At 70.4% G+C, this 24,627-nt stretch carries 19 protein-coding genes; 14 read left to right on the top strand and 5 right to left on the bottom strand.

Features of this window, described 5'->3' with window-relative positions; all coding sequences use genetic code 11:
- Positions 1-38 precede the first annotated feature (38 nt).
- Positions 39-2,669, bottom strand: coding sequence for a valine--tRNA ligase (gene valS, locus ACFVDI_RS25670; RefSeq protein WP_378911629.1), 2,631 nt, complete (start codon positions 2,667-2,669; stop codon positions 39-41).
- An 80-nt stretch (positions 2,670-2,749) separates the two neighbouring features.
- On the opposite strand from valS, the gene ACFVDI_RS25665 reads away from it, so the two are divergent.
- Positions 2,750-3,637: a GNAT family N-acetyltransferase gene (locus ACFVDI_RS25665; RefSeq protein ID WP_378911628.1), complete on the top strand. Its 888-nt coding sequence runs from the start codon at positions 2,750-2,752 to the stop codon at positions 3,635-3,637.
- 20 nt (positions 3,638-3,657) lie between these two features.
- Here ACFVDI_RS25665 and ACFVDI_RS25660 read toward each other — a convergent pair whose 3' ends face one another.
- Positions 3,658-5,517, bottom strand: coding sequence for a M48 family metallopeptidase (locus tag ACFVDI_RS25660; protein WP_378911627.1), 1,860 nt, complete (start codon positions 5,515-5,517; stop codon positions 3,658-3,660).
- Positions 5,518-5,620: 103 nt separating this feature from the next.
- Here ACFVDI_RS25660 and ACFVDI_RS25655 point away from each other — a divergent pair, with 103 nt between their 5' ends.
- The 3 genes from ACFVDI_RS25655 to ACFVDI_RS25645 are packed head-to-tail and all read left to right on the top strand — an operon-like array spanning position 5,621 to position 7,729.
- The gene (locus ACFVDI_RS25655; RefSeq protein WP_378911626.1) at positions 5,621-7,063 is read left to right on the top strand and encodes a bifunctional folylpolyglutamate synthase/dihydrofolate synthase; all 1,443 of its coding nucleotides are present in this window, start codon (positions 5,621-5,623) and stop codon (positions 7,061-7,063) included.
- Positions 7,053-7,451 carry a DUF4233 domain-containing protein gene (locus ACFVDI_RS25650; protein WP_378911625.1) on the top strand — a complete coding sequence of 133 codons (399 nt, stop codon included), beginning with the start codon at positions 7,053-7,055 and terminating at the stop codon, positions 7,449-7,451. The genes ACFVDI_RS25655 and ACFVDI_RS25650 overlap by 11 nt, the downstream gene beginning before the upstream one ends.
- An 11-nt stretch (positions 7,452-7,462) precedes the next feature.
- On the top strand, positions 7,463-7,729 hold the full coding sequence (locus ACFVDI_RS25645; protein ID WP_378911624.1) for a competence protein CoiA family protein: 267 nt from the start codon (positions 7,463-7,465) through the stop codon (positions 7,727-7,729).
- A 6-nt stretch (positions 7,730-7,735) separates the two neighbouring features.
- On the opposite strand, the gene ACFVDI_RS25640 is transcribed toward ACFVDI_RS25645, so the two are convergent.
- A complete protein-coding gene (locus ACFVDI_RS25640; protein ID WP_378911623.1) occupies positions 7,736-9,121 on the bottom strand; it encodes a PLP-dependent aminotransferase family protein in 1,386 nt (461 codons plus the stop codon).
- Positions 9,122-9,194: 73 nt separating this feature from the next.
- On the opposite strand from ACFVDI_RS25640, the gene ACFVDI_RS25635 reads away from it, so the two are divergent.
- Entirely contained in the window at positions 9,195-9,899 is a 705-nt protein-coding gene (locus ACFVDI_RS25635) for a pyridoxamine 5'-phosphate oxidase family protein (protein ID WP_378911622.1), read from the top strand.
- A 121-nt stretch (positions 9,900-10,020) separates the two neighbouring features.
- Here the strand turns inward: ACFVDI_RS25635 and ACFVDI_RS25630 are convergent, their stop codons facing one another.
- Positions 10,021-12,438 carry a Tex family protein gene (locus tag ACFVDI_RS25630; RefSeq protein WP_378911620.1) on the bottom strand — a complete coding sequence of 806 codons (2,418 nt, stop codon included), beginning with the start codon at positions 12,436-12,438 and terminating at the stop codon, positions 10,021-10,023.
- 112 nt (positions 12,439-12,550) lie between these two features.
- Between ACFVDI_RS25630 and ndk the strand changes: the two genes are divergently transcribed.
- A complete protein-coding gene (ndk, locus tag ACFVDI_RS25625; RefSeq protein ID WP_165113242.1) occupies positions 12,551-12,955 on the top strand; it encodes a nucleoside-diphosphate kinase in 405 nt (134 codons plus the stop codon).
- Between the two features lie 49 nt (positions 12,956-13,004).
- Here ndk and ACFVDI_RS25620 read toward each other — a convergent pair whose 3' ends face one another.
- A complete protein-coding gene (locus ACFVDI_RS25620) occupies positions 13,005-13,715 on the bottom strand; it encodes a TetR/AcrR family transcriptional regulator (RefSeq protein ID WP_378911619.1) in 711 nt (236 codons plus the stop codon).
- A gap of 79 nt (positions 13,716-13,794) precedes the next feature.
- On the opposite strand from ACFVDI_RS25620, the gene ACFVDI_RS25615 reads away from it, so the two are divergent.
- The 8 genes from ACFVDI_RS25615 (at position 13,795) to ACFVDI_RS25580 (ending at position 24,493) form a co-directional block, all read left to right on the top strand.
- On the top strand, positions 13,795-14,985 hold the full coding sequence (locus ACFVDI_RS25615) for an FAD-dependent monooxygenase (protein ID WP_378911618.1): 1,191 nt from the start codon (positions 13,795-13,797) through the stop codon (positions 14,983-14,985).
- 254 nt (positions 14,986-15,239) lie between these two features.
- Entirely contained in the window at positions 15,240-16,265 is a 1,026-nt protein-coding gene (locus ACFVDI_RS25610) for a rod shape-determining protein (RefSeq protein WP_328531880.1), read from the top strand.
- Between the two features lies 1 nt (position 16,266).
- Positions 16,267-17,292: a rod shape-determining protein MreC gene (gene mreC, locus ACFVDI_RS25605; RefSeq protein WP_378911617.1), complete on the top strand. Its 1,026-nt coding sequence runs from the start codon at positions 16,267-16,269 to the stop codon at positions 17,290-17,292.
- Between the two features lie 88 nt (positions 17,293-17,380).
- A complete protein-coding gene (mreD, locus tag ACFVDI_RS25600) occupies positions 17,381-17,911 on the top strand; it encodes a rod shape-determining protein MreD (RefSeq protein WP_378911631.1) in 531 nt (176 codons plus the stop codon).
- Position 17,912: 1 nt separating this feature from the next.
- Entirely contained in the window at positions 17,913-20,000 is a 2,088-nt protein-coding gene (mrdA, locus tag ACFVDI_RS25595) for a penicillin-binding protein 2 (protein ID WP_378911616.1), read from the top strand.
- Positions 20,001-20,003: 3 nt separating this feature from the next.
- The gene (rodA, locus tag ACFVDI_RS25590; protein WP_378911614.1) at positions 20,004-21,227 is read left to right on the top strand and encodes a rod shape-determining protein RodA; all 1,224 of its coding nucleotides are present in this window, start codon (positions 20,004-20,006) and stop codon (positions 21,225-21,227) included.
- Positions 21,228-21,320: 93 nt separating this feature from the next.
- A complete protein-coding gene (locus ACFVDI_RS25585; protein ID WP_378911613.1) occupies positions 21,321-23,003 on the top strand; it encodes a S8 family peptidase in 1,683 nt (560 codons plus the stop codon).
- Between the two features lie 272 nt (positions 23,004-23,275).
- Positions 23,276-24,493 (top strand): S8 family peptidase, encoded by a 1,218-nt coding sequence (locus tag ACFVDI_RS25580; RefSeq protein WP_378911612.1) that lies wholly within the window; start codon positions 23,276-23,278, stop codon positions 24,491-24,493.
- Positions 24,494-24,627 lie beyond the last annotated feature (134 nt).

Here is a 24,627-nt window from a genome sequence, read left to right as displayed (position 1 = left end):
GTCCGGGGCCTGCTCCGTCGTTCGGGCGTCGCTGAGGCTCAGGCCTCCTCGGGGACCTCGGCCAGCTCGGCGGTGACGGTGATCTCGGTGGCGTTCTCGTCGACGGTGAAGAAGAGATCGCCGACGATGTTGCCGACCCGCTTGAGGTCCGGAGCGGCGGCCTCGGCGTCCTTGACCAGCTTGGCCGGGCCGGTGACCTCGGCCTTGGCCAGCGGGTGGCGCATCTTGACCTTGGCGGTCGACTTCGCCCCGCGGATCCCGGTCAGCGTCGCCGCGACGGCGTCGAGTGCCGCCGGGTCGGCTGCGGCAGCGGTGCCGAGCTCGAGCTCACGCGGCCACGAGGACGTGTGGATCGAACCGGTCTGCCACCACGACCAGACCTCCTCGGTGACGTACGGGAGGAAGGGGGCGAGCAGGCGCAGCTGGACGTGGAGAGCCGTGGCCAGGGTCGCCCGGGCGGACTCGGTGGCGAGGCCGCCGTCCTCGTCGTAGGCCCGCTCCTTGACCAGCTCGAGGTAGTCGTCGCAGAACTCCCAGAAGAACTTCTCCGAGGTCTCCAGCGCCGTGGAGTAGTCGTAGGCGGTGAAGGCGTCGGTCGCCTTGGTGATCGTCTCCTTGAGGCGGGCCATCAGGGCGCAGTCGACCGGCTGGGTGATCGCGACCGGGTTGAGCGTGGACGCGCCGACGTTGCCGAGGACGAACTTGGAGGCGTTGAGGATCTTCATCGCCAGTCGGCGGCCGACCTTCATCTGGGTCTCGTCGAAGGGCGAGTCCATGCCCGGACGGGTCAGCGCGGCCCGCCAGCGGACCGCGTCGGCACCGAACTTGTCGAGGATCTCGGTCGGGACGACGACGTTGCCCTTCGACTTCGACATCTTCTTGCGGTCGGGGTCGAGGATCCAGCCGGCGATCATCGCGTGGCTCCACGGGACGGTGCCGTCCTCGAGGTGGGCGCGGACGATGCGGCCGAAGAGCCAGGTGCGGATGATCTCGTGGCTCTGGGTGCACAGGTCCATCGGGTAGACCCGGCTGAACAGGTCGGGGTCGGCCTCCCAGCCACCGGCGATCTGCGGGGTCAGCGACGAGGTCGCCCAGGTGTCCATGACGTCCGGGTCGCCCTGGAAGCCGCCGGGCTTGCCCCGCTGCGCCTCCTCGTAGCCGGCCGGGACGTCCGTGGACGGGTCGACCGGCAGCTGGTCCTCGCTCGGCAGCAGCGGCTTGTCGTAGTCGGGGTTGCCCTCGGCATCGAGCGCGTACCAGACCGGGAACGGGATGCCGAAGAAGCGCTGGCGGGAGATCAGCCAGTCGCCGTTGAGGCCGCCGACCCAGTTGTCGTAGCGGTGGCGCATGTGCTCGGGCAGCCAGGTCAGCTCGCCGCCGCGGGCCAGCAGCTTCTCGCGCAGCTCGGGGTTGCGGCCGCCGTTGGTGATGTACCACTGCCGGCTGGCGACGATCTCGAGGGGCTTGTCGCCGCGCTCGTAGAAGTTGGCCATCCGCTGGGTCTTCTTCGGCTCACCCTCGAGGTCACCGGAGTCTCGGATCATCGCGACGACGGCCTCGCGGGCCGAATGGACGGTCTTGCCCTTGAGGTCCTCGTAGGCAGCGACGCCGGCCGCGGTGGTGATCCACTCGGGCGTCTCGCGGGAGAAGCGGCCGTCGCGGCCGATCAGGGCACGGGCGGGGAGGTTGAGCTCGCGCCACCACTGGACGTCGGTGAGGTCACCCCAGGTGCAGCACATCGCGATGCCGGCGCCCTTGTCCATCTCCGCGGCCTCGTGGGCCAGGACCGGGATCTCGACCCCGAAGATCGGGCTGGTGACGGTGCTGCCGAACAGGTCCTTGTAGCGGTCGTCGTCAGGGTGCGCGATCAGCGCGACGACGCTCGGGATCAGCTCGGGACGGGTGGTCTCGATGTGGATCTTCGTGCCGTCAGGAGCGTGGAAGGCGACGCGGTGGAAGAAGCCGGGGTAGTCCTTGGCCTCCAGCTCCGCCTGGGCGACCGCGGTCTGGAAGGTGACGTCCCACAGGGTCGGCGCCTCCTGCAGGTAGGCCTCGCCGCGGGCCAGGTTGCGCAGGAACGCCTTCTGCGAGGCGGTCTGGGAGACCTTGCCGATGGTCGTGTACTGCTGGTCCCAGTCGAAGGAGAGACCCAGGGTGCGCCACAGGTCCTCGAAGACCTTCTCGTCCTCGACGACCAGCTGGTTGCACAGCTCGACGAAGTTGGGCCGGCTGATCGAGATCTGGCGCTTCGGGTCCGGCTTCTCCGGCGGGGTGAAGTCGGGGTCGTAGGGCAGGCTCGGGTCGCAGCGGACGCCGAAGTAGTTCTGGACCCTTCGCTCCGTGGGGAGGCCGTTGTCGTCCCAGCCGATCGGGTAGAAGACCGACTTGCCGTTCATCCGCTGGAAGCGGGCGATCAGGTCGGGGTGGGTGTAGGAGAAGACGTGGCCGACGTGCAGGCTGCCGGAGACGGTCGGCGGCGGGGTGTCGATCGAGTAGACGTTCTCGCGCGGCTGGGTGCGGTCGAAGGCGTAGGTCTTCTCGTTCTTCCACTGCTCGGCCCACTTGGCCTCCAGGCCCTCGAGGACCGGCTTGTCCGGTACGGCGACTACGCGCTGCTCAGCGGGCGTAGTCGTCTCCGGTGCGGTCTGCGTGGGCGTGGTCTCAGTCATGGGACCAAATCCTATGGGCGCACGGTTCGTGGCGCGAAACCCGGTTGAGGCCGGTGTCGCGTACTCGCCATGCTTCGGCCATGAGCCCCGCCCAGCCGCGTATCGACTTCCACTCCGATCCAGTTGCCTTCCTGGACGCCGCAGGTGCCTACCTGGCCGCCGACCCGGTGGTGGTGAGCGTGGTCGCGACCGTGGCCGAGCGAGCCGCGCGACGAGGTCCGGAGGGTCTGCCGTACGAGTGGTGGGCCACCGCGAGCATCGATGGCCGGGTCGTCGGGGTCGCGATGCGTACGGCACCGTTCGCGCCCCATCCGCTCTTCGTCTGCCCGATGCCGGAGGAGGCCGCGGTCGAGCTCGCCCGGGTGCTGCACGCCCGCGGTGAGCACCCGGGCGGTGCCAACGGCTCGCTGCCGGCGTCCCGCATCGTCGCCGAGGAGTCGGCCAGGCTGTGGGGCGGCCGGGTCGTGGGCGCGCTGGAGACGAGGCTGTGGGAGCTCGCCGAGCTGGCGGCACCGGCTGGTGTCCTGGGGAGGCCGCGGAAGGCGACGTACGCGGACGTGGAGCTCTGCCTGGAGTGGTTCAACGACTTCGGGCGGGCCGCCCGCGAGCAGGCCGGCAACGCCGACCGGGCCCAGGGCGAGGAGCACCACGACGCCGCCGACATCCGCAAGCGGATCGACGAGGGTCGGATCCTGCTGTGGGAGCTCGACGGCGAGGTCGTGCACCTGACCGGCTTCAACGCTCCCGCCTTCGGCGTCGCCAGGATCGGTCCGGTCTACACGCCGAAGGCGCACCAGGGACACGGCTACGCCGGCGCCGCCGTGGCCGAGGTGAGCCGGCAGCTGCTGGCTGCCGGCGCGCGGGTCGCGCTCTACACGGACACGGACAACCCGGTCTCCAACCACCTCTACGCCAAGATCGGCTTCCGCCCGCTCGTCGACTCGGCCAACCACACGCTCGTCCCCTGACCCGCCGAGGCGGCTCTCTCTCAGTCGACGGTGAAGCGGCGGCCGAGGTAGTGGTCGACGGCGGGCCAGACCTGGCCCTCCGCCTCGGCGGCATCGGTCCAGCGCAGCGACCAGCCGGTGCCGCCGGCGACGGTGATGTCGGCCGAGCGGCGGCCGCTGCTGCTGTGCTTGAGGTGCAGGGCGCGGATCTGGTCCCAGGGCACGAACGAGGCGTTGGCCGCGGCGGCGAGCTCAGCGGGCGGCCGGTCCAGCGCGCGCTGGATCAGCTTCCTTCCGGGCGATCCGGAGGTCACCGAGGCCAGGCCGGTGGCGAGGCGGTCCGATCCCGAGGGCTTGAGCAGCATCAAGCCGGTGTCGGTCACCAGCAGCGTACGGAAGCCGTCGCCGGAGACCGGTGCCAGGGCGCCGATCCAGCCGTCGGGGGCCGGCGCCTGGGCGGGGGAGGCGGCGGTGGGCGCCGGGGAACCGGTGTCGGCTGTCGCGTCGAGCTGGTGCACCCAGGCGCGCAGGGCGGCCGCGTAGCCGGGGGAGCCGAGGGCCTCGTAGGCAAGGTCCTCGGGGTCGACCTCCTGGCCGGCGATGTCGACCAATCGCCACGGGCCGGCCCAGCTGAGCTCGTAGCGGGCCTTGTCCTCACCGACCAGCTCGTGCGCGATGGCGGCACCGAGGAGGCGGGCGATGACCTTCCGCTTCGCCTCGCCGGCCCTGCTGTCGGCCTGCTCGGTGCTCGTGGGCTCGACCTCGACCAGGTCCAGGAGCCGGTCGAGGTTGCCGGAGGCGATCAGGTCGAGCGCGCCGCGGACGGTGGCCGGCTCGATCTCGTTCTCCCGCATGGCGTCGAGGAGGGTCTCGGCGTCGTACGCCGCGGCGCGCGCGCCGGCGACGGTGACGATCTCGGCCATCGGGGCCGGGGTCAGGCCGGAGCCGGCGAACGTCTTGTCCTCGAGCGCGAGGAAGGACTGCTGCGGGTAGCGCAGGATGCTGCTGGCGTTGCCCGACTTGTCCGTGCCGTCGCCGGTAGCGGGGTCGGCCCCGCCCGTGGCGGCCATCGCCTCGAGCAGCTCGATCCGCTCCGTCAGCGGCGGGTGCGAGTCGTAGGCCGAGAGCTTGGCCTCGGGCGGTGCGGCGCTGATCCGGGACAGCTCCTCGAGTCGCTCGCGGTCGCTCATCAGGTGGGTGAAGTTGTCGAAGAAGCGTGTCGGGCGCAGGCCGTAGTGGGTGCCGGCCTCGACGTACTGCTCCAGGTAGATGTGCCAGGCGGCATCCAGCGCCGGCAGGGTGCGCAGGGTGATCGCCGCCGTCCTCGGCCCGGCGACCTGCGCACTGAGCCGGTCGGCGTCGATCTCATGGGCGTGCGCGAGCGGGCGGGTGAGGGCGAAGAAGATCCGGGCGTACGTCCGGAAGGGCCGCTTCACCAGCGGGTTCGACAGGCCGGCGGCGACCTCGGCGATCGCCAGGCGGCTGCGGTGGATGAGGGCGCCCAGCCGGGTGTGGGTGGTGCTGTGGTGGCCCAGCTCGTGGGCGAGCACCGCGTGGAGCTGGTTGCGGGAGAGCCCCTGGAGGAGAGGTACGCCGAGGAACATGCGCCGGGTCCCGGTCCTGAGCCCGAGGAGGCTGGTCTCCTCGCTGACCGCCGCGTTGGCCTCCGGCACCAGGCGGATCTCGTCGGGTGCGCGGGTTCCGGCGGCCGCCGCCAGCTGGCGGACCTCCGCCCACAGCCCGGGCTGCTCCTGCTCGGTGAGGACGAGCCCGCCGGGATCGGTCGAGATCTTGGTGCGCGGCCGCCGCGGGGCCACCTGCCGGCCGATCAGGAAGAAGGCAGCCAGGACGTAGGCACCGGCCAGGAGCGAGAGCGCGAGAGCAGCCCGGAGCGTACGCATGAATGGTGGACCTTGTGGGGGGATGGGGTTCTGTCCGAGATCAAGGGGAGGGTAGCGGGTCCGCCGATTCGCTGGGAAGCGCCGGGCGCATAGACTCGACCCGATGAGTGAGACTCCCGCGCCGCGTCTGGCGGCCACGATCGAGGAGGTCTGGGAAGCGCTGCAGTCGCGCTGGCCCGAGACCCGGCTCGAACCCTCCCTGGACCGGATCCGTGCCTTGCTCGAGATCCTCGGTGACCCGCAGGACGCGTTCCGGATCGTCCAGCTGACCGGCACCAACGGCAAGACCTCCACCTCCCGGATGATCGACACGCTGCTGCGCTCGCTGGACCTGCGGGTGGGCCGGTTCACCTCGCCGCACGTGGAGCGGATCAACGAGCGGATCTCGATCGACGGCGAGCCGCTGGACGATGACGAGTTCGTGGCCGCGTTCAACGACGTCGCCCACTACCTCGGCATGGTCGACGACGACCAGCCGCACCCGCTGTCGTTCTTCGAGACGATGGTCGGGATGGCCTACGCCAAGTTCGCCGAGGCGCCGGTCGACGTGGCCGTGGTCGAGGTCGGGCTGGGCGGCAGCTGGGACGCGACGAACGTGGCTTCTGCCGATGTCGCCGTCGTGACGCCGATCGCGGTCGACCACGCGAAGTACCTCGGCGACACTCCGGTCGCGATCGCCCGCGAGAAGGCCGGCATCATCAAGCCGGGTGCCGTCGCCGTGATCGCCGAGCAGTCCGTCGAGGTCGCCGCGGTGCTGGACCAGCACGCGGCCGAGGTCGGCGCCCGGCTGCTGTGGGAGGGCACCGACTACGCGGTCGTCTCCCGCACCCCCGCCGTGGGCGGGCAGCTCCTCACGGTTCGCGGGCTGCGTGGGACCTACGAGGATCTCTTCCTGCCCCTCTACGGCGCCCACCAGGCTCAGAACGCGGCCGCGGCACTGGCCGCGGTGGAGGCGTTCCTCGGCGAGACGGTGCTCTCCGACGAGGTGGTGCGCGACGCGTTCGCCAAGGTCGACTCCCCGGGACGCCTGGAGATCGTGCGCGCGTCCCCGACGATCCTGATCGACGCCGCCCACAACCCCGCCGGGGCCGAGGCGACGGTCGCCGCCCTCGAGGACTCGTTCTCGTTCTCCGGCGTCGTCGGTGTCATCGGCGTGATGGGGGACAAGGACGTCGAGGGTCTGCTCGCCGCCTTCGAGCCCGCGCTGGAGCACCTCGTCGTCACCCAGAACTCCACCGACCGTGCCCTTCCCGCCGTCGAGCTCGCCAAGATCGCCGTCGACCTCTACGGCGAGGAGCGGGTCTCCGTGGTGCCCCGTCTCGCCGACGCCATCGACGCGGCGCTCGCCCTGTCCGAGTCCGCCGGCGGCGGCTCGATCTCCGAGGGCGCGGTGCTCGTGACCGGCTCGGTGGTGACCGCCGGAGAGGCGCGTACGCTGCTGGGCGGCCGTGGCTCCGCCACCGGGTCGGCCGCGACCGCGCGGGTCGTGCCGACCACCGACCCCGAGCTGGAGGCCTATCTGGAGGAGGACGCCGATGGCGACTGAGCGGGAGAAGTCGCCGCGGCGCGGGATGTGCGCCGCGATCGTGTCGATGGAGGGGCTCGCCGTCGCGTTGGCCGCGCCGGTGATGATCTCGATCGGCGGGGTCCCCGCAGGGCTCGCGCTCCCGCTGGGCCTCGGCTTCTTCGTGGCCTGCATCCTCGTCGCCGGACTGCTGCGTCGCCCCTGGGCCTACTGGCTCGGCTGGGCGCTGCAGGTGGTCGCGATCGGGATGGGCTTCCTGATCTCGATCATGTTCGTCGTCGGCGTGATCTTCGCGGTGCTGTGGGGCATGGCCGACATCCTCGGCCGCAAGATCGAGCGCGAGCGCGCCGCCGCCTTCGAGGCGTTCGACCGGATCGTCGCCGAGGAAGACGCCGAGGAAGAGGTCTGAGGTTGGCTGCCGTGGAGGAGCCCGACGAGCTGCAGATGGCGACGGACGAGACGGCGACCGACTGGGCGCTGTGTCCGGCCTGCGGCAACGCGCTGGTGCTGCGCCGGCCGCGGACGCGCACCGCGCACTACGCGCACAAGGCCGGGGAGTCGTGCCGGCTCGTGGGCGCGCAGCTGCGGCGTACCAGCTCCGGGTGGGCCGTCGGCGGAGGCGAGGACGACCCGGACAGTCTGGAGAACCTCTTCGACCTGATCGAGGACGACGAGCCGGGTCGCTAGCGGTCGCTAGCGTGCGAGCGCGCCGGTCACGGTGGTGAGCGCCTGGTCGAGCTCGGCGTCGGTGACGCCGCCGAAGCCGATCACCAGGCCGGTCAGACCGGAGCTGCGGGCGTACGTCGAGAGCAGGTTGATCTCGAACCCGGCGGCTCGGGCGGCGTCGCGGGCGCGCAGGGCGTCGGGCTCGGGGAGCAGCCAGGTGGAGTACATCCCCGCCAGCGGGCCGGCGAGGGTGGCGTGAGGGCTCATCGCCTCGGTCACCTTCGGGGCGCGCTCGGCGTAGACGCGGCGCGCCGAGCGCACCGCCCTGTCCAGCCAGCCGTCGCGCAGCAGCGTGAGCAGTGCCCGCTGCGAGGGCCAGGCGGCGCCGGCGTGGGTGATGGTGCGGCGGCGCAGGATCAGCTCGTGCAGATCGGGCGGCGCCACCAGCCAGCCCAGGCGAAGGGTCGGGACCACCGACTTCGCCGCGGTGCCGAGATAGACCACCCGGTCGCGGTCCAGCGTCGCCATCGCGGGCACCGGAGCGACGTCGTAGCGGAACTCCGAGTCGTAGTCGTCCTCGATCACCACGGCGTCCGCCCGCCGGGCAGCCTCCAGCAGGCTCAGCCGGTCGGCGGCCGGCATGACCCGTCCCAGGGGGTGCTGGTGCGCCGGAGTGACGTACGCAGCGACCGCATCTCCCAGGTCGTCGACCCGCTGCACGGCGGGCAGGTCGACGACCTCGCGCCCGTAGGTGAGCACCGTCTCGGCCGCGGCCCGGTAGCCCGGGTCCTCCACCGCCACCGGCCCCGGCCGCAGCTCGGGAAGGAGCGCGCGGAGTCCGTCCGTCGTACCCGCGGTGACGATGATGTCGTCCGGGTCGACCTCGAGGCCGCGGGTGCGCCCGAGTCGCGTCGCCAGCGCCTCGCGCAGCTCCACCAGGCCACGTGGGTCGTCGTAGCCGCGCGGGGGAGCGGCCACGGAGACCTCCCGCCACGCCCGCCGCCATCCCGGCTCCAGTCGCGGGTCGAAGAACGGCGTGCCGGTATCGAGCCGACACGTCGGCTGCGTCGGCCGAGGCGACCGGAGCGAGGTCGAGTGGCGAGCTCGCTCGTCCGCTCGCGCCGAGCGAGGGAGTGCCCGCGCCGAGCGCGGAGGCTTCACGCCTGGCGGGCGGGTCGTGGTGACGTACGTCCCGGACCCCCGGCGCGCCTCGAGCCAGCCCTCGGCGGTGAGCTGGTCGTAGGCCTGCTCGGTCACCGTGCGGGATACGCCCAGGTCGGCTGCGAGTGCGCGGCTCGAGGGCAGTCGGTCGCCGCTCGCGAGAGTGCCGGACAGCACCAGGGAGCGGATCTGTCCGGCGAGCTGGGCCGGCAGCGGCTCGTCGGAGGTGCGGTCGAGTGTCACGGGGAGCATCGTTCGAATGGCCTGTCAGAGTCGATCGGAATTGGCCCGTGCAAGTAGGCCACTTCGCTACCAGGATGGTGCCATGAGCATGACGTTGTCACCCACCCCACGTACCCGGATCAGCCGCGGGAAGAACCGCGCCCTCACCGACCGTGAGTGCCTGCACGCCTTTCTCGGCGATGCTCTCGTCGCCCACCTGGGCGTCACCGTCGGGTCGGGGGAGGACGTCCACCCGGTCGTCCTGCCCACGGCGTACGGCTTCGATCTGGACGGCCCGGACGAGGGCGGTTCGCTCTATCTGCACGGGTCGGTGGCCGCCGGCTGGCTCGGGCGGGCGCTGGAGCGCGACGTGTGCGTGACGATCACCGAGCTCGACGGCCTGGTCGCGGCGCGCAGCGGGTTCCATCACTCGATGAACTACCGCTCGGCCGTGGTCATCGGCCGCCCTCGCCTGGTGGAGGGTCCGGAGGAGCGTGAGCACGCGCTCGCGCTGGTCGTCGACCAGATGATCCCCGGCCGCTGGGCGACCCTGCGCCCGGCGACCCGTAAGGAGCTCGCCGCGACCGCCGTGCTCGCCCTCCCGCTCGCGGAGGCGTCGATGAAGGCCCGAGCCGAGGGCCCGATCGACGATCCCGAGGACATCGAGGCCGGGATCTGGGCCGGCGTGATCCCGATCCACCGCGTCGCCGGCGCCCCGGTCACCTCCGAGGATGCGACCGGGCCGGTGCCGGAGGATGTGGTGCGTCGGGCTGCCGGGCTCGGGGCCGCGGAATGCTCACCGAGGTAGCTCGGTCAGCGCGCGCCTCCTTCGTGGAGTTCCACGAAGGAGGCGCGACTCCACCGAGGTAACTCGGTGAATGGACGGGCTCCTCGGCGCGCCGGTGAGCCCTGACGAAGGAACCGTCAGCTCAGCTGAGCCCCGCGCGCCGCAGCGCGTCGGCCATGGCGCTGTTGGCCGGAGCCGACGAGCCGCGGCCGCCGCCCTGACCGCCGCGGTTGCCACCCGGACGCCCGCCGCCCTTGCCGCCGCCCTTGGGGCCACCCTTGCCCTGGCCGCGCTGGCCGCCGGGGCGACCCGAGCCGGACTCACCCGTCGCGGGTGCGCCGGACGGCGCGTCGTCGTTGAGCCGGAGCGTGAGCGAGATCCGCTTGCGGGCCTCGTCGACCTCCAGGACCTTCACGCGCACCACGTCGCCGGAGCGGACGACGTCGCGCGGGTCCTCGACGAACTTGTCCGACATCGCGGAGATGTGGACGAGGCCGTCCTGGTGAACGCCGATGTCGACGAAGGCGCCGAAGGCGGCCACGTTGGTGACGGTGCCTTCCAGGACCATGCCGGGACGCAGGTCGGCGATCACGTGCACCGAGTCGGAGAACGTGGCCGTGCGGAACTCCGGGCGCGGGTCGCGGCCGGGCTTCTCGAGCTCGGCGAGGATGTCGGTGACCGTCGGCAGACCGAACTTCTCGTCGACGAACTCAGACGGCTTCAACGACTTCAGCGCAGAGGTGTTGCCGATCAGCGACCCGATGTCCGCCGACGCCTTGTCCAGGATCCGGTTGACCACCGGATAGGCCTCCGGGTGCACGCCGGACATGTCGAGCGGGTCGTCGCCGCCGCGGATCCGGAGGAAGCCGGCCGCCTGCTCGAACGCCTTCGGGCCGAGTCGCGCCACCTTGGTGAGCTCGCGACGGGTCCGGAACGGTCCGTTGGCGTCGCGGTGCGCGACGATCGCCGAGGCGAGCGACTCGGTGATCCCCGAGACCCGGCGCAGCAGGGGAGCCGACGCGGTGTTGAGGTCGACGCCGACGCCGTTCACACAGTCCTCGACGACGGCGTCGAGCGACTTGGAGAGTCCGTATTCGGGCAGGTCGTGCTGGTATTGCCCGACGCCGATCGACTTCGGCTCGATCTTCACCAGCTCGGCCAGCGGGTCCTGCAGGCGGCGGGCGATCGACACCGCTCCGCGCAGGGACACGTCGAGGTCCGGCAGCTCGGAGGAGGCGTAGGCCGAGGCGGAGTAGACCGAGGCGCCGGCCTCGGAGACCATCACCTTGGTCATCTTCAGGTCCGGGAGCAGCTTCAGCAGGTCGGCGGCGAGCTTGTCGGTCTCGCGCGAGGCGGTGCCGTTGCCGATCGCGATCAGGTCGACCGAGTGCTTCTTGGCCAGCTTCGCGAGCGTCGCCAGCGACCCGTCCCAGTCGCGTCGCGGCTCGTGCGGGTAGACCGTCGAGGTGTCGACGACCTTGCCGGTCGCGTCCACGACGGCCACCTTGACGCCCGTGCGGATGCCCGGGTCGAGACCCATCGTCGCCCGCGTGCCTGCCGGCGCGGCCAGCAGCAGGTCGCGCAGGTTGTCGGCGAAGACCGCGATCGCGGCCTCCTCGGCGGCGGTGCGGATCCGGGTGCGCATGTCGAGCTCGAGACGGAAGAGGATCCGCGTACGCCACGCCCACCGCACCGTCTCGGCCAGCCACTTGTCGGCCGGACGGCCGGAGTCGACGATCCCGAAGCGCGCCGCGATCGAGCGCTCGTAGTCGGTCACCTCGCCCGGCTCCGGCTCCTCGGCGTAGGGCGACAGGGTGACGTCGAGCGCCTCCTCCTTCTCCGCGCGGAGCACGGCGAGGGTGCGGTGCGAGGGCAACGACGCGTAGGACTCCGAGAAGTCGAAGTAGTCGGAGAACTTCGCCGCGGCCGGGTCGTTCTCGCGGCCCTCGCGGACGCGGGTGACCAGGCGGCCCTGCTTCCACATCCGCTCGCGGAGCGTTCCGATCAGGTCGGCGTCCTCACCGAACCGCTCGACAAGGATCGCGCGGGCGCCGTCGAGCGCTGCCTTGGCGTCGGGGACCTGCTCCCCGAGGTACTTCTCCGCCTCGACGGCCGGGTCCAGCGACGGGTCCGCCATCAGTGCGTCGGCCAGCGGTTCGAGCCCGTTCTCGCGGGCGATCATCGCCTTCGTACGCCGCTTCGGCTTGAAGGGCAGGTAGATGTCCTCGAGCCGCGCCTTGGTGTCGGCGGCCAGGATCGACGCCTGCAGCTCAGGGGTGAGCTTGTCCTGCTTCGCGATCTCGGCGAGCACGGCGGCGCGCCGCTCCTCCAGGTCGCGCAGGTAGCCGAGGCGCTCCTCCAACGTACGCAGCTGGGCGTCGTCGAGGCCTCCGGTGACCTCCTTGCGGTAGCGCGCGATGAACGGCACCGTCGAGCCCTCGTCGAGCAGGGTGACCGCGGCGGTCACCTGCGCGGGGCGCACTCCGAGGTCTTCGGCGATGCGGGCCGGGATGCTGGCCATCGAGTCTGCGAGGGTCGGTGCTGATGGAGTTGCTGTCACGGGGCGCCATCCTGCCGCATGCCACCGACATGGTTTCAGCCCAGGCCGTGAAGGCGCAGCCCCGGCGGGCCCGAACGTGCCCGGACCCGCCCGCCCCGATACGCTCAGCCCCATGACGCAGCGCACGTTCGTGATCCTGAAGCCCGACGCCGTCCGCCGGGGCCTGGTGGGGGAGATCCTGTCCCGCTACGAGGCCAAGGGCCTCTCGATCGTGAAACTGGAGCACCGCACCATCGACGCGGGTCTGGCCGACGAGCACTACGCCGAGCACGTCGAGCAGCCGTGGTACCCGCCGCTGCGCGACTTCGTCACCTCCGGCCCGCTCGTCGCCGCCGTTCTCGAGGGCGACGAGGCGATCGAGGTCGTCCGTGCGCTCAACGGTGCCACCGACGGCCGCAAGGCCGCGCCGGGCACCATCCGCGGCGACTTCTCCCTCTCCAACCGCGAGAACCTCGTCCACGGCTCCGACTCGCCCGAGTCGGCCGACCGCGAGATCAAGCTCTGGTTCGGCGCGTAGACGCCTGTGACCCTGAGATCGCGCCGGTAGGTCCTACCGGCACGATCTCTCATTTCGGATCCGGTGGCCATCGCCGCCACGACAACAGCGAGGCGACCCCGTCGAGGATCCGCTCGATCCCGTAGTCGAGCGCGTTGTCCTGGTCGCCTGACTCTCCCGCCTCGGAGAAGGCCGCCACGGTGTGCGGAAACCTGGAGGCGTGCGTCTCCAGGATCGGCCTCATCGCGGCCGCGAGCGATGCCTCCGGATTCGCCGCAGCCGTGGTCTGGCGCACGCTGGCGATCACCTGGTTGCTCAGCAGAGCGAGCGTGTCGAGGCGCTCGGCACCGGTGAGCGGCGTCTTCGCCAACGCGGCCAGGCCGGCCTCGAACCAGCCCATCTCCCGAGGACCGGGCACGGTGCGCGTCACGACGAGCTCGGTCGTCCAGGGGTGGCGCGACATCCGCTCGTGAAGCGTGCGTGTCCAGACGCCGATGTGCTCTCGCCAGTTCTCGCCGTCGGTCTCCGGCGCCTCGCCCAGCGCGCTGTCGAGCATGAGCGCGATGAGCTCGGTCTTCCCGCGGACGTGGCGGTAGAGCGCCATCTTCGCGGCGCCGAGCTCGTCGGCGACCCGCTGCATGGTCACCGCGGCGACCCCTTCGGCGTCGGCGACCGCGATCCCTGCGGCCACGACGTCCTCGACCGAGAGCTTGGGCCGTCGGCCGCGCTTCCGTGCCGGGGCAGGAGCCGGCCAGAGGGCATCCGTCACGCCGTCGTTCATCGCAGTCCTTCGCCGGTTGTCATTGCGTCCAACGTACGCTAATTTAATTGCGTCCAAGGGACGCTAATTAGGAGGGGCAATGAAGGTACTCATCTCAGGCGCCAGCATCGCGGGCCCGGCACTGGCCATGTGGCTCGGCCGCAACGGCGCCGACGTCACAGTCGTCGAGAAGGCGCCGGCGATCCGGCCCGGCGGTCAGGCGGTCGACTTCAAAGGTCCGACCCATCTGGCCGTGCTCGAGCGGATGGGCGTGTGGGACGACCTGGTCGCAGCGCAGACAGCGAAGTCCGACGTACGCCTCATCGACGCGCACGAGCGGGTCAAGGCGGTGATGCCGGGGGAGTTCATCGGAGGCGACCTCGAGATCCGCCGCGGCGACCTCGCCCGGATCCTGCACCACCACGCCGCGCCGCACGCCGATTTCGTCTTCAGCGACGAGATCCTCGACCTCACCGAGACCACTGACGGTGTCACCGTGGCCTTCGCGAGGCGTCCGGCCGAGCGCTTCGACCTGGTCGTCGGCGCCGACGGCATCCACTCCGCGGTCCGGGCGCTCGGGTTCGGCCCCGAGGAGACCCACCTCGAGCAGCTCGGCCACTACTACGCCGTCGCCGACGCCGAGCTGCCCTCGGACGGCGGCGTGACCGAGATGGCGGACGGGCGGGCGGTCCAGTACGGCTACAACGAGCCCGGCCGCTACGCCGTGCTGGGCGGCACGAAGGCGCCGCTGTTCTTCGTCTTCCGCGCCGACCGGGCAGCGTACGATCGTCGCGACATCGACTCCCAGAAGGCGTTCCTCGCGCAGAACCTGGCGGGCATGGGGTGGCGCGTGCCGGAGATGGTCGAGGCGGCGGTGAACGCCCCCGATTTCTATCTCGACTCTCTGGCCCGGACCCGGATGACGAGCTTCACCCGCGGCCGGGTCGCGCTGCTCGGTGACGCCGGCTACGCCAACACCCTCGGCGGCTTCGGCACCGGCCTGGCGATCGTCGGGGCCTATGTGCTGGCCGGTGAGCTGGCGGCCGCGCGCGGCGACCACGCCGCAGCCTTCGCGGCCTACGACCGCAGGATGGGGACACTGTCGAAGGTCGCCCGCCGGAGCAACGCGGGCCCGTTCCTGGCGCCGTCCTCGGCGCTGCGGATCAGGATGCGCGACCTCGTCTTCGCCAGCGGCCCCCTCTTCCGCGCGATGATGCGCCTCACCGAGGCGTTCGCGACCGATGCCGGGCTGCCCGACTACGCCCTGCGGGGTGCGACCGTCACGGCCTGACGTCCGCATCCGTCCGATGCCGTGGCGTCGCCCGTCCATGGTTGCCGAGACGACTTTCCCGGGCCTCCGTGATCCGTTCCGCAACACCTGGCGGACACGGGCATCCCGCGGTCACTTACCGCGGACATACCCCGTATCGTTGCGGTTTCGGCGAGCCTCTCCGGTTTGAGGCTCGGACCTTCGTAGCCTCGTCGGCAGGGCCCGCATCCTGTAACACGGATCCCCGACGCGGTGCCCCGGGAACGCGAGGACGTATGGCGAGCATCATTGGACGTGACATGGCGGTGGACCTCGGCACCGCAAACACACTCGTCTACGTCCGCGGCAAGGGCGTCCTTGTCGATGAGCCGAGTGTGGTCGCGCTCAACAAGTTCTCCGGCGAGATGGTCGCCGTCGGCCACGAGGCCAAGAAGATGCTGGGACGTACGCCCGACGACATCGTCGCTCTGCGGCCGCTGAAGGACGGCGTGATCGCCGACTTCGAGGCGACCGAGCAGATGCTTCGCTACTTCATCCAGCAGGTCCACCGCCGCCGCTACTTCGCGAAACCGCGAATGGTCATCTGTGTGCCGTCCGGGATCACCGCGGTCGAGATCCGTGCGGTGAAGGAGGCCGGCTACCAGTCCGGGGCCCGGATGGTGAACATCATCGAGGAGCCGATGGCAGCCGCGATCGGTGCCGGGCTGCCGGTGCACATGCCGACCGGCAACATGGTCGTCGACATCGGTGGCGGCACCACCGAGGTCGCGGTGATCAGCCTCGGCGGGATCGTGACGAGCCAGTCGATCCGGACCGCCGGCCACCAGCTCGACAACGCGATCATGACCTGGCTGAAGAAGGAGCACGCGCTCCTCCTGGGCGAGCGCACCGCCGAAGAGGTCAAGATGACCCTCGGCTCGGTCTGGCCGCTGCCCAACGAGCCCGAGGCCGAGATCCGCGGGAGGGATCTGGTCAGCGGTCTGCCGCGCACGGTGACGGTCTCGAGTGCGGAGGTGCGCAAGGCGATCGAGGAGCCGCTGCACGACATCTTCGACGCGGTCCGCTCCACGCTCGACCAGACGCCGCCCGAGCTGGCCGGGGACATCATGGATCGTGGCATCGTGCTCACCGGCGGTGGTGCCCTTCTCCGCGGCCTCGACGAGCGCCTGCGCCACGAGACCGGCATGCCCGTCCACGTCGCCGAGTCCCCGCTGACCTCGGTTGCGATGGGTGCCGGCCGCTGCGTCGAGGACTACGACGTGCTCCGCCCCGTCCTGGTGAACGAGAACAGGAGATGGTGACGTGTCGTTGCTGAGCCCCCGCCCCAGCGAACGTCTGCGCAAGGGGCTGGAACAGCGCAAGGGCGCCAAACCCATGGTCCGTACGCCGCGGGAGAGGCTCAACCGCCGAGGCAGCCTGGAGACGAGCGCCGGCGGCGGTGGCCCGAAGCGCTCCTGGCTGATTGCCCTGATCCTGTGCTGCGCGACCCTGGCCACCCTCGACCAGACCCCCGTCCTGGAGCCGGCCCGCACCGCGGTCGGCGAGGTGCTCTCCCCGCTGGAGACCGGTGCCGCGATGGTGGCCCGCCCGTTCACCGGAATCCCGGGGTGGTTCGACAGCCGTGACGACCTCCGCAGCCGGATCGCGAAGCTGGAGGCGGAGAACGCCACCCTTCGCCGCCAGGTCGAGGTCACCGAGTACGGCCGAGCCAAGCTCGCCGAGTACGAGTCGATCACTCGCGCCGCCGAGGACCTCGGCTACGCGCTGGTGCCGGCGCGGGTCACCGCCTACGGCCCCGCCCAGACCTTCAACCGCACCGTCACGATCGATGCCGGCAGCGCCGCCGGGATCAGGTCCGACATGTCGGTCGTGACCGGCGACGGCCTGGTCGGCCGGGTGCTGCGCGTGACCAAGACCAGTGCCACCGTCCTGCTGATCGTCGACGCCGCCTCGGTCGTCGGTGGCCGGGTCGGCGGTGCCGACCGCAGCGGCCGGAAGTCAGGGCAGGTCGGCACGGTCCGGGGCTCCGGCGTGGTCGCCGGCGGCGCCGACTCCGGCCTGCTGACCCTCGAGCTCGTCGACCAGACCGCCGCCCCGCTCAAGGGTGAGACGGTGATCACCTGGGGTGACGGCCGGGCCGCCCCGTACGTCTCCGGCCTGCCGATCGGCGAGGTCACCGACACCTTCGCGAGCGTCCGCGACTCCTCGCGGACGGTCCGGATCAAGCCCTACGTCGACTTCGGCTCGCTCGACGTCGTCGGTGTGGTGGTGCCGGGCGACACCATGAGCGACCGCGCCGTGGTCACGCCGGAAGGAGAGCTGCGATGAGCGAGCGTCAGCGAGCGAACCAGACAACCAACACGCCACCGCGTCCGTATTCTGGCGCTTGCGCTATGGAGGTGGTGGCGTGAGCGAGATGGAAGCCCGGGCCTCGGGCACTGGACCAGTGCTGCGCAACGTCCTGGTCGGCCTGCTGATCATCATCGCCATCGTTCTCCAGCTGAGCGTCGCGCCGGCCTTCTCGATCCGCGGCATCACCCCCGACCTGGCGCTGCTGGTCGTCCTCGCGGTCGCGCTCACCCGCGGCGGGCAGGCCGCGCTCGTGACCGGGTTCGCGGCCGGCGTACTCCTCGATCTGGCGCCTCCCGCCGACCACACCGCCGGACGGTGGGCGCTCGCGCTGCTCATCGTCGGCTACGTGGCCGGTCGCGTACGCGAGAGCAGCATCGAGAACGGCCAGGGCCACCCCAACGTGCTGACGGTGATGGCCACGGTGGCCACCTGCGCGTTCATCGGTGTCAGCATCTTCGCGGTCAGCGGCCTGATCCTCGGTGAGGCGCCGCTGACGCTGCTGCCGACCGTGGCGATCAGCGTGGCCTACGACCTGCTGCTGGCGCCGCTGGTGATCCCGGCGATGCTGTGGCTGCTGGGCAAGGGGGACCTCTGAGATGGCTCGGACCCGACTCTCCACCGCCCAGGTGAGCCGTCTGCGACTGATCGTGATCCAGGCGCTCGTCTTCTCGCTCCTGGCCACGCTCGGGGTCAGGCTCTTCTACCTGCAGGTGCGCCACGGCGACGCCTACCAGGCGGCTGCGGCCTCCCAGTCCAAGCGGGAGATCGTGCGCCAGCCGGTGCGCGGGATCATCGTCGACGCCCAGGGCCGGCCGTTGGTGACCAACCGCTCGGCCTGGGTGGTCAGCCTCGACCAGAGCGTGCTCGACGGGCTCGAGGACGAGGACCGCAAAACGCTGATGGAGCGCGTCGCCAAGGCCGTGGACGTCTCCCCGAAGAAGCAGAACGAGGCGATCGGCAGCTGGTCCGGCACCCGCTACCAGCCGGTGCCGATCGCCACCGACGTCTCCGAGTCGACCGCACTGCGCATCCTCGAGCAGCCCGAGGACTTCCCCGGAGTGGTCGCCGAGAAGCAGACGCTGCGCTCCTACCCGAGCCCCTACGGCATCAACGCCGCCGGCGTGCTCGGCTACCTGTCCCCGATCACCGAGGACGAGAACGACAACGCCAGGGAGCGTGGCGACGAGTCGCTCAACAACACCTCGATGGTGGGGCGGTCCGGGGTCGAGAAGGAGTACGACCAGTGGCTGCGCGGCATGCCCGGCTACGACACCGTCACCGTCGACTCCATCGGTCGTGAGATCGGCCGCGGAGACTCGGTCGCCTCCCAGCCCGGCGACACGCTGGTGACCAGCATCGACGCCAAGGTGCAGGGTCGCGCCGAGAAGCTGCTGGCCGAGTCGATCGAGACCGCGCGCGGCACCTTCGACAAGATCACCGGCCGCAACTTCGAGGCCGACTCCGGCTCGGTCGTGATCATGGAGGCGCAGACGGGCCGGCTGGTCGCGATGGCGAACCAGCCGACGTACGACCCCGAGGAGTGGGTCGGCGGGATCACCCAGAAGCAGCTCGACCGGCTCTACTCCGAGAAGGCGGGCTACCCGCTGCTGCCCCGGGCGACGCAGGGCCAGTTCGCGCCCGGTTCGACGTGGAAGCCGTTCATGACGGTCGGCGCGCTCAACAACGGCTACAACCGCGACAGCCGCCTCGACTGCTCCAGCGGGCTCCAGGTGGGCAACCGTGTGTTCAAGAACTACGAGTCGGCGCCCTACGGCTACATCGACTTCGCCCAGGCGCTTCAGGTCTCCTGCAACACGTTCTTCTACCGGGTCGCCGTCGACTACTGGATGAAGTACGGCTCGAACCCGGCGAACGTCAACGCCAGGGACCCGCTGGTCGAGACCGCCAAGGCGTTCGGTTTCGGCAAGCGCACCGGCATCGACCTGCCCGGGGAGTCGGCGGGCCGGATCGCGGACCGGAAGTGGAAGGCCGAGTACTACCAGGCCATGAAGGGCTACTACTGCCGGATGGACGAGAAGAAGAACGCACCGTCCTCCTTCCTGCAGCTGTTCGCCCACGAGTTCTGCATCGAGGGCAACTACTACCGCACCGGCGACGCGGTGAACTTCTCGATCGGCCAGGGCGACACGATGGTCACCCCGATCCAGCTGGCCCGCGCCTATGCGTCCCTCGCCAACGGCGGCACCCTCTATGAGCCGAGGATCGGGAAGGCGGTCGTCAGCGGCGACGGCACCGTCGTCGAGAAGATCGACCCGAAGGTCGCGGGCAGGGTCAAGATGTCCGCCAAGAGCATCGACTACGTCAACGACGCGCTGCTCGGCACCACCCGCACCGGCACCCTGGCCTGGAAGTTCGGCGGATTCCCGCTCGACGAGGTGAAGGTGCGCGGCAAGACCGGCACCGCCGAGGTCACCGGCAAGCAGACGACCGGCTGGGTGGCGACGTACAACAAGAAGTACGTCATCATCATGACCATCTCCCAAGGTGGCACCGGCTCCGGGTCGGTGGGTGATTCCGTACGCAAGCTGTGGGAGTCGCTCTACGGGATCGAGGAGGGTGGCGCCGTGGTCCGGCCCGACAAGGCCGCGATCAGGGGCATCGACCCGCCGAGGAACCTGCCGGTCTTCGGTGCCGACGGCTCGATCGCCGCCCCCAAGGACTGAATCATGAAGAACGACGTGATGGCCTTCGTACGCCGCATCGATCTGGTCCTCCTCGGCGCGGTGCTGGTCCTGGTGTCGCTGTCGGTGCTGCTGGTCTGGTCCGCGACCATCCACCGGGACGCGATCACCGGCGGCGACACCACCGCCTACCTGCGCAAACAGGTGATCAACGTCGCCGCGGGGCTGGTGCTCATGGTGGGTGTGGTCGCCACCAACCACCGCTGGGTCCGCCTGCTGACGCCGGTGGTCTACGTGGCCGCGGTGATCGGGCTGATCCTCGTCCTGGTGATGGGCTCGACGGTCAACGGGTCGAAGTCCTGGGTGAACCTCGGGCCGGTGCAGGTCCAACCCTCCGAGCTGGCCAAGCTGGCCGTGGTCGTCGCGATGGCGCTGGTGCTCGCCGAGCGCAGCGAGGGCCGGTGGCAGGCGCGGGTCTCGCTGGGCGACGTCGTCGCGATGATCCTGGTCGCGGCGGTGCCGATCGTGCTCGTCCTGCTCCAGCCCGACCTCGGCACCACGCTGGTGCTCGGGGTGACGGTCTTCTGTGTGCTCGCCGCCGCGGGCACACCACGACGGTGGCTCTCCCTACTGGCGCTGACCGGCGTGGCAGGTGCCACGACCGTCGTCGCGACCGGCGTGCTGAAGCAGTATCAGATCAACCGTTTCATGGCCTTCACCGATCCCTCGCTGGACCCTCGCGGCGCCGGATACAACGTGCAGCAGGCGCGGATCGCGATCGGTGACGGCGGCATCTTCGGCCAGGGCCTGTTCCAGGGTTCGCAGGCCCGCGCGGGCTTCGTCCCCGAGCAGCACACCGACTTCATCTTCACGGTGGTGGGGGAGGAGCTCGGGCTGGTCGGCTCGCTGCTGGTGATCGGGCTGATCGGTGTCGTGCTGTGGCGTGGGCTACGGATCGCGGCCCGCACCGACGACCTCTTCGGGCGGGTGGCCGCCGCCGGGATCGTGTGCTGGCTGGGTATCCAGAGCTTCCAGAACATCGGCATGTGCCTGGGCATCATGCCGGTCACCGGCGTGCCGCTGCCGCTGATCTCCTACGGCGGCTCCTCGATGATCGCGGCGCTGCTGGCGGTGGGTGTGCTGCTCGGAATCTCGGGCCGCTCGCGGCGCACCGGTCTAGACCGGTCCGGACCACTTCAGGACCTCCGCTCGCGCGATCGCCTGCAGGTTGCTGCAGTGCGAAAAGATGTCGCGTTTCATCGAAATTAAACTCGATTACGTTCCCTCCCGGTTGCCCTACAGGGCATCCGCGATCCCTTGCAGCCCTCATCCCGAGGCTGCTTGACGACGGAGGCAGTAATCGTGAACCGACCCCACAGAATCCAGCGCCTCGGCGCACTCGCGGCAGCGGCGGTGACCGCTGTCGGTGCTGCCGGCACCATCCTGGCGATGTCCGGCCCCGCCGGCGCAGCCGACAGCCCGGCACCGCTGATCGGTGCCGAGAAGTCGACGGCCATCGACAACTCCTACATCGTCGTGATGAAGGGCAACGGCGCGGAGGCCAAGGCCAACGCAGCCGATGCCCGGGCGCTCGCCAAGGAGAAGGGCGGCTCGGTGAAGTACGCCTACGACAAGGCGATCACCGGATTCTCCGCCACGCTCGACGCCGACGCGCTCGACGCTCTCCGCAGCGACCCCGATGTCGACTACGTCGAGGCCAACCAGGTCGTGAAGGCCAGCGGCGACCAGGCCAACCCCACCTGGGGTCTCAACCGGATCGACCAGCGCAACCTGCCGCTGAACTCGAACTACCACTACGACTACACCGGCACGGGGGTGAAGGCCTACATCATCGACACCGGCATCCGCTCCGCGCACGCCGACTTCGGAGGCCGGGTGACCTCCGGCTACACCGCGATCGGGTCCAGCACCGAGGACGAGAACGGTCACGGCACCCACGTGGCCGGCACCGTCGGCGGATCGACCTACGGCGTGGCCAAGAACGTCACGCTCGTGCCCGTCCGCGTGCTCGACGCCTCCGGCTCCGGCACGACCGCCGGGGTGATCGCCGGTGTGAACTGGGTGACCTCCAACCACACCTCCGGTCCCGCGGTCGCCAACATGTCGCTCGGCGGTGGGGTCTCCTCGACCCTCGACTCCGCGGTCTCCAACTCGATCGCCGACGGTGTCACCTACGCCGTGGCAGCGGGCAACGACTCCGGCGCCAACGCGTGCAACGGCTCACCCGCCCGCGTCGCGGGTGCGCTGACCGTCGGCTCGACCACCAACACCGATGCCCGGTCGAGCTTCTCCAACATCGGCTCCTGCCTCGACCTGTTCGCGCCGGGCTCCTCGATCACCTCGGCGTGGCACACCTCCAACACCGCGACCAACACCATCTCCGGTACGTCGATGGCGACCCCGCACGTCGCCGGTGTGGCTGCCCTCTACCTGCAGGCGAACCCGACGGCCTCTCCCTCCTCGGTCTCCTCGGCGATCGTGTCCAACGCCACCACCGGCGTGGTCACCAACCCGGGCACCGGTTCGCCCAACCGCCTCCTCTACTCCCTGTGGAGCGGTGGCACCAACCCGACGGACCCGCCGAGCACCGGCAACCTGCTGGTCAACCCGGGCTTCGAGTCGGGTGCGACCGGCTGGAGCTCCTCCTCGGGCGTGATCGACAACTCCAGCTCCGCCCCGGCGCGCACGGGCTCCTACAAGGCGTGGCTGAACGGCTACGGCTCGACCCACACCGACACGCTCTCCCAGTCGGTGACGCTGCCCACGACCGGCAAGACGCTGTCGTTCTACCTGAGGGTGATCACCGACGAGACGACCACCTCGACGGCCTACGACAAGCTGACCGTCAAGATCGGCTCCACGACCCTGGCGACCTACTCCAACCTGAACGCGAGCTCCTCGTACTCGTTGAAGTCGTTCTCCCTGGGCGCCTACGCCGGTAGCACCGTCACGCTGACGTTCACCGGCACCGAGGACTCCTCGCTCGGGACCAGCTTCCTGATCGACGACACCTCCATCGCCTGATCCTCACCGATCTCCGATCACGCCGGGTCGCTCGCGTAACGCGGGCGGCCTGGTGTGCTGTTGAAAGGGCCCCTTTCCTGCCCTGTTTATGGACTGTTTACAGGTGTTCACCTCCGCTGTCTGCACGTCGCTGCAATGCGAAGAGTTGGGTCGTTACGCGTTCCGCGTAACGTGATTACGTGGTTGGCCGAACGCTTCGGGCTGCGGCCACAGGGAGGGCGCAGGGCGTTCGTCTCGGTCCTACAGGGCCGTACGATGACGGGAGTCAGAACGTGTTCCGAACCATCAGGAACCGGGCCTTCAAGGCACCGGCAGTCATCTCCGCCGTGGCTGTGGGAGCAGCAGCCTCGGCGATCGCCTTCACCGTCCCGGCAGGTGCCGCGGACAGTCCGGCGCCGCTGCGCGGCGCGGACGCCTCGACCGCGATCGAGGGTCAGTACATCGTGGTGATGAAGAAGCAGGGCGGCAGCGACCTCGCGAAGTCCGAGGCCAAGTCGGTCCGCAGCGACGCTCGCGACGCCGGTGGCGACGTACGGGAGGTCTTCAACACCGCGTTCAACGGCTTCTCGGCCTCGCTCGACAAGGACGCACTCGCCGAGGTCCGGGACAACCCGGACGTCGCCTATGTGCAGGCCAACCACCGCTACACCACCCAGGGCGACCAGGCGGACCCGACCTGGGGCCTCGACCGCATCGACCAGGCCGCGCTGCCGCTCGACAAGAACTACCACTACGAGCAGACCGGTGCCGGCGTGACCGCCTACATCATCGACACCGGTGTGGCAACCGACCACTCGGAGTTCAGCGGCCGGATCGGTGAGGGCTTCGACGCAGTCGACGGCGACAGCGACCCGAGCGACGGCAACGGCCACGGCACCCACGTCGCGGGCACCGTCGCCGGCACCACCTACGGCGTCGCCAAGGAGGCCACGATCGTTCCGGTCCGTGTCCTCGACGACCAGGGCTCCGGCACCACCGAGGGTGTCGTCGCCGGCATCGAGTGGGTCACCGAGAACCACACCGACGGCCCGGCCGTCGCCAACATGTCGCTCGGTGGCGGCAACGACCCCGCTCTCGACGCGGCCGTCCAGGCCTCGATCGCCGACGGTGTCACCTACGCCGTGGCCGCCGGCAACGAGAGCGCCGACGCCTGCGGCTCCTCGCCGGCTGCCGTTCCGGAGGCGATCACCGTCGGTGCCACCGACGACACCGACGCCGCCGCCGACTTCTCCAACACCGGTGAGTGCCTCGACCTGTTCGCCCCGGGCGTCGACATCACCTCGGCCTGGAACGACGGCTCGACCAACACCATCTCCGGTACGTCGATGGCGACCCCCCACGTCGCCGGCGCCGCCGCGCTCTTCCTCGAGGCGAACCCCTCGGCCACCCCGGCCGACGTCGCCACGGGCCTGACCGGCGCCGCCATCCCCGACGTGGTCACCAACCCGGGCACCGGTTCGCCGAACCTGCTGCTCACCACCGTGTTCTGAGCTGAAGCTCTGAACTGAGGTCGTTGGGGCCGTCCGGGAGACGGGCTCTAGCGATCCCCGCAACACCCTGAGTTTCAGGAGTTGCGGGGATCGTGTTGTCTGCGGAGTTGAAGGTTCGGTTCTTCGAGGCGCTG

Origin of the sequence: Nocardioides sp. NPDC057767 (genome assembly GCF_042798275.1) — a bacterium.
Taxonomy (GTDB): domain Bacteria; phylum Actinomycetota; class Actinomycetes; order Propionibacteriales; family Nocardioidaceae; genus Nocardioides.
Note: the sequence above shows the minus strand (reverse complement) of the source record. Positions and strands in the feature narration are given on the sequence as shown.

What these genes read in the sequence shown, in the direction of transcription:
- ndk (WP_165113242.1), top strand. Translation starts at nt 12,551, where the DNA reads ATGACGCAGCGCACGTTCGTGATCCTGAAGCCCGACGCCGTCCGCCGG.
- rodA (WP_378911614.1), top strand. Translation starts at nt 20,004, where the DNA reads ATGAAGAACGACGTGATGGCCTTCGTACGCCGCATCGATCTGGTCCTC.
- ACFVDI_RS25620 (WP_378911619.1), bottom strand. Translation starts at nt 13,715, where the DNA reads ATGAACGACGGCGTGACGGATGCCCTCTGGCCGGCTCCTGCCCCGGCA.
- ACFVDI_RS25660 (WP_378911627.1), bottom strand. Translation starts at nt 5,517, where the DNA reads ATGCGTACGCTCCGGGCTGCTCTCGCGCTCTCGCTCCTGGCCGGTGCC.
- valS (WP_378911629.1), bottom strand. Translation starts at nt 2,669, where the DNA reads ATGACTGAGACCACGCCCACGCAGACCGCACCGGAGACGACTACGCCC.
- mreD (WP_378911631.1), top strand. Translation starts at nt 17,381, where the DNA reads ATGGAAGCCCGGGCCTCGGGCACTGGACCAGTGCTGCGCAACGTCCTG.
- ACFVDI_RS25650 (WP_378911625.1), top strand. Translation starts at nt 7,053, where the DNA reads ATGGCGACTGAGCGGGAGAAGTCGCCGCGGCGCGGGATGTGCGCCGCG.
- ACFVDI_RS25655 (WP_378911626.1), top strand. Translation starts at nt 5,621, where the DNA reads ATGAGTGAGACTCCCGCGCCGCGTCTGGCGGCCACGATCGAGGAGGTC.
- ACFVDI_RS25615 (WP_378911618.1), top strand. Translation starts at nt 13,795, where the DNA reads ATGAAGGTACTCATCTCAGGCGCCAGCATCGCGGGCCCGGCACTGGCC.
- ACFVDI_RS25635 (WP_378911622.1), top strand. Translation starts at nt 9,195, where the DNA reads ATGAGCATGACGTTGTCACCCACCCCACGTACCCGGATCAGCCGCGGG.
- mrdA (WP_378911616.1), top strand. Translation starts at nt 17,913, where the DNA reads ATGGCTCGGACCCGACTCTCCACCGCCCAGGTGAGCCGTCTGCGACTG.
- ACFVDI_RS25610 (WP_328531880.1), top strand. Translation starts at nt 15,240, where the DNA reads ATGGCGAGCATCATTGGACGTGACATGGCGGTGGACCTCGGCACCGCA.
- ACFVDI_RS25640 (WP_378911623.1), bottom strand. Translation starts at nt 9,121, where the DNA reads ATGCTCCCCGTGACACTCGACCGCACCTCCGACGAGCCGCTGCCGGCC.
- ACFVDI_RS25665 (WP_378911628.1), top strand. Translation starts at nt 2,750, where the DNA reads ATGAGCCCCGCCCAGCCGCGTATCGACTTCCACTCCGATCCAGTTGCC.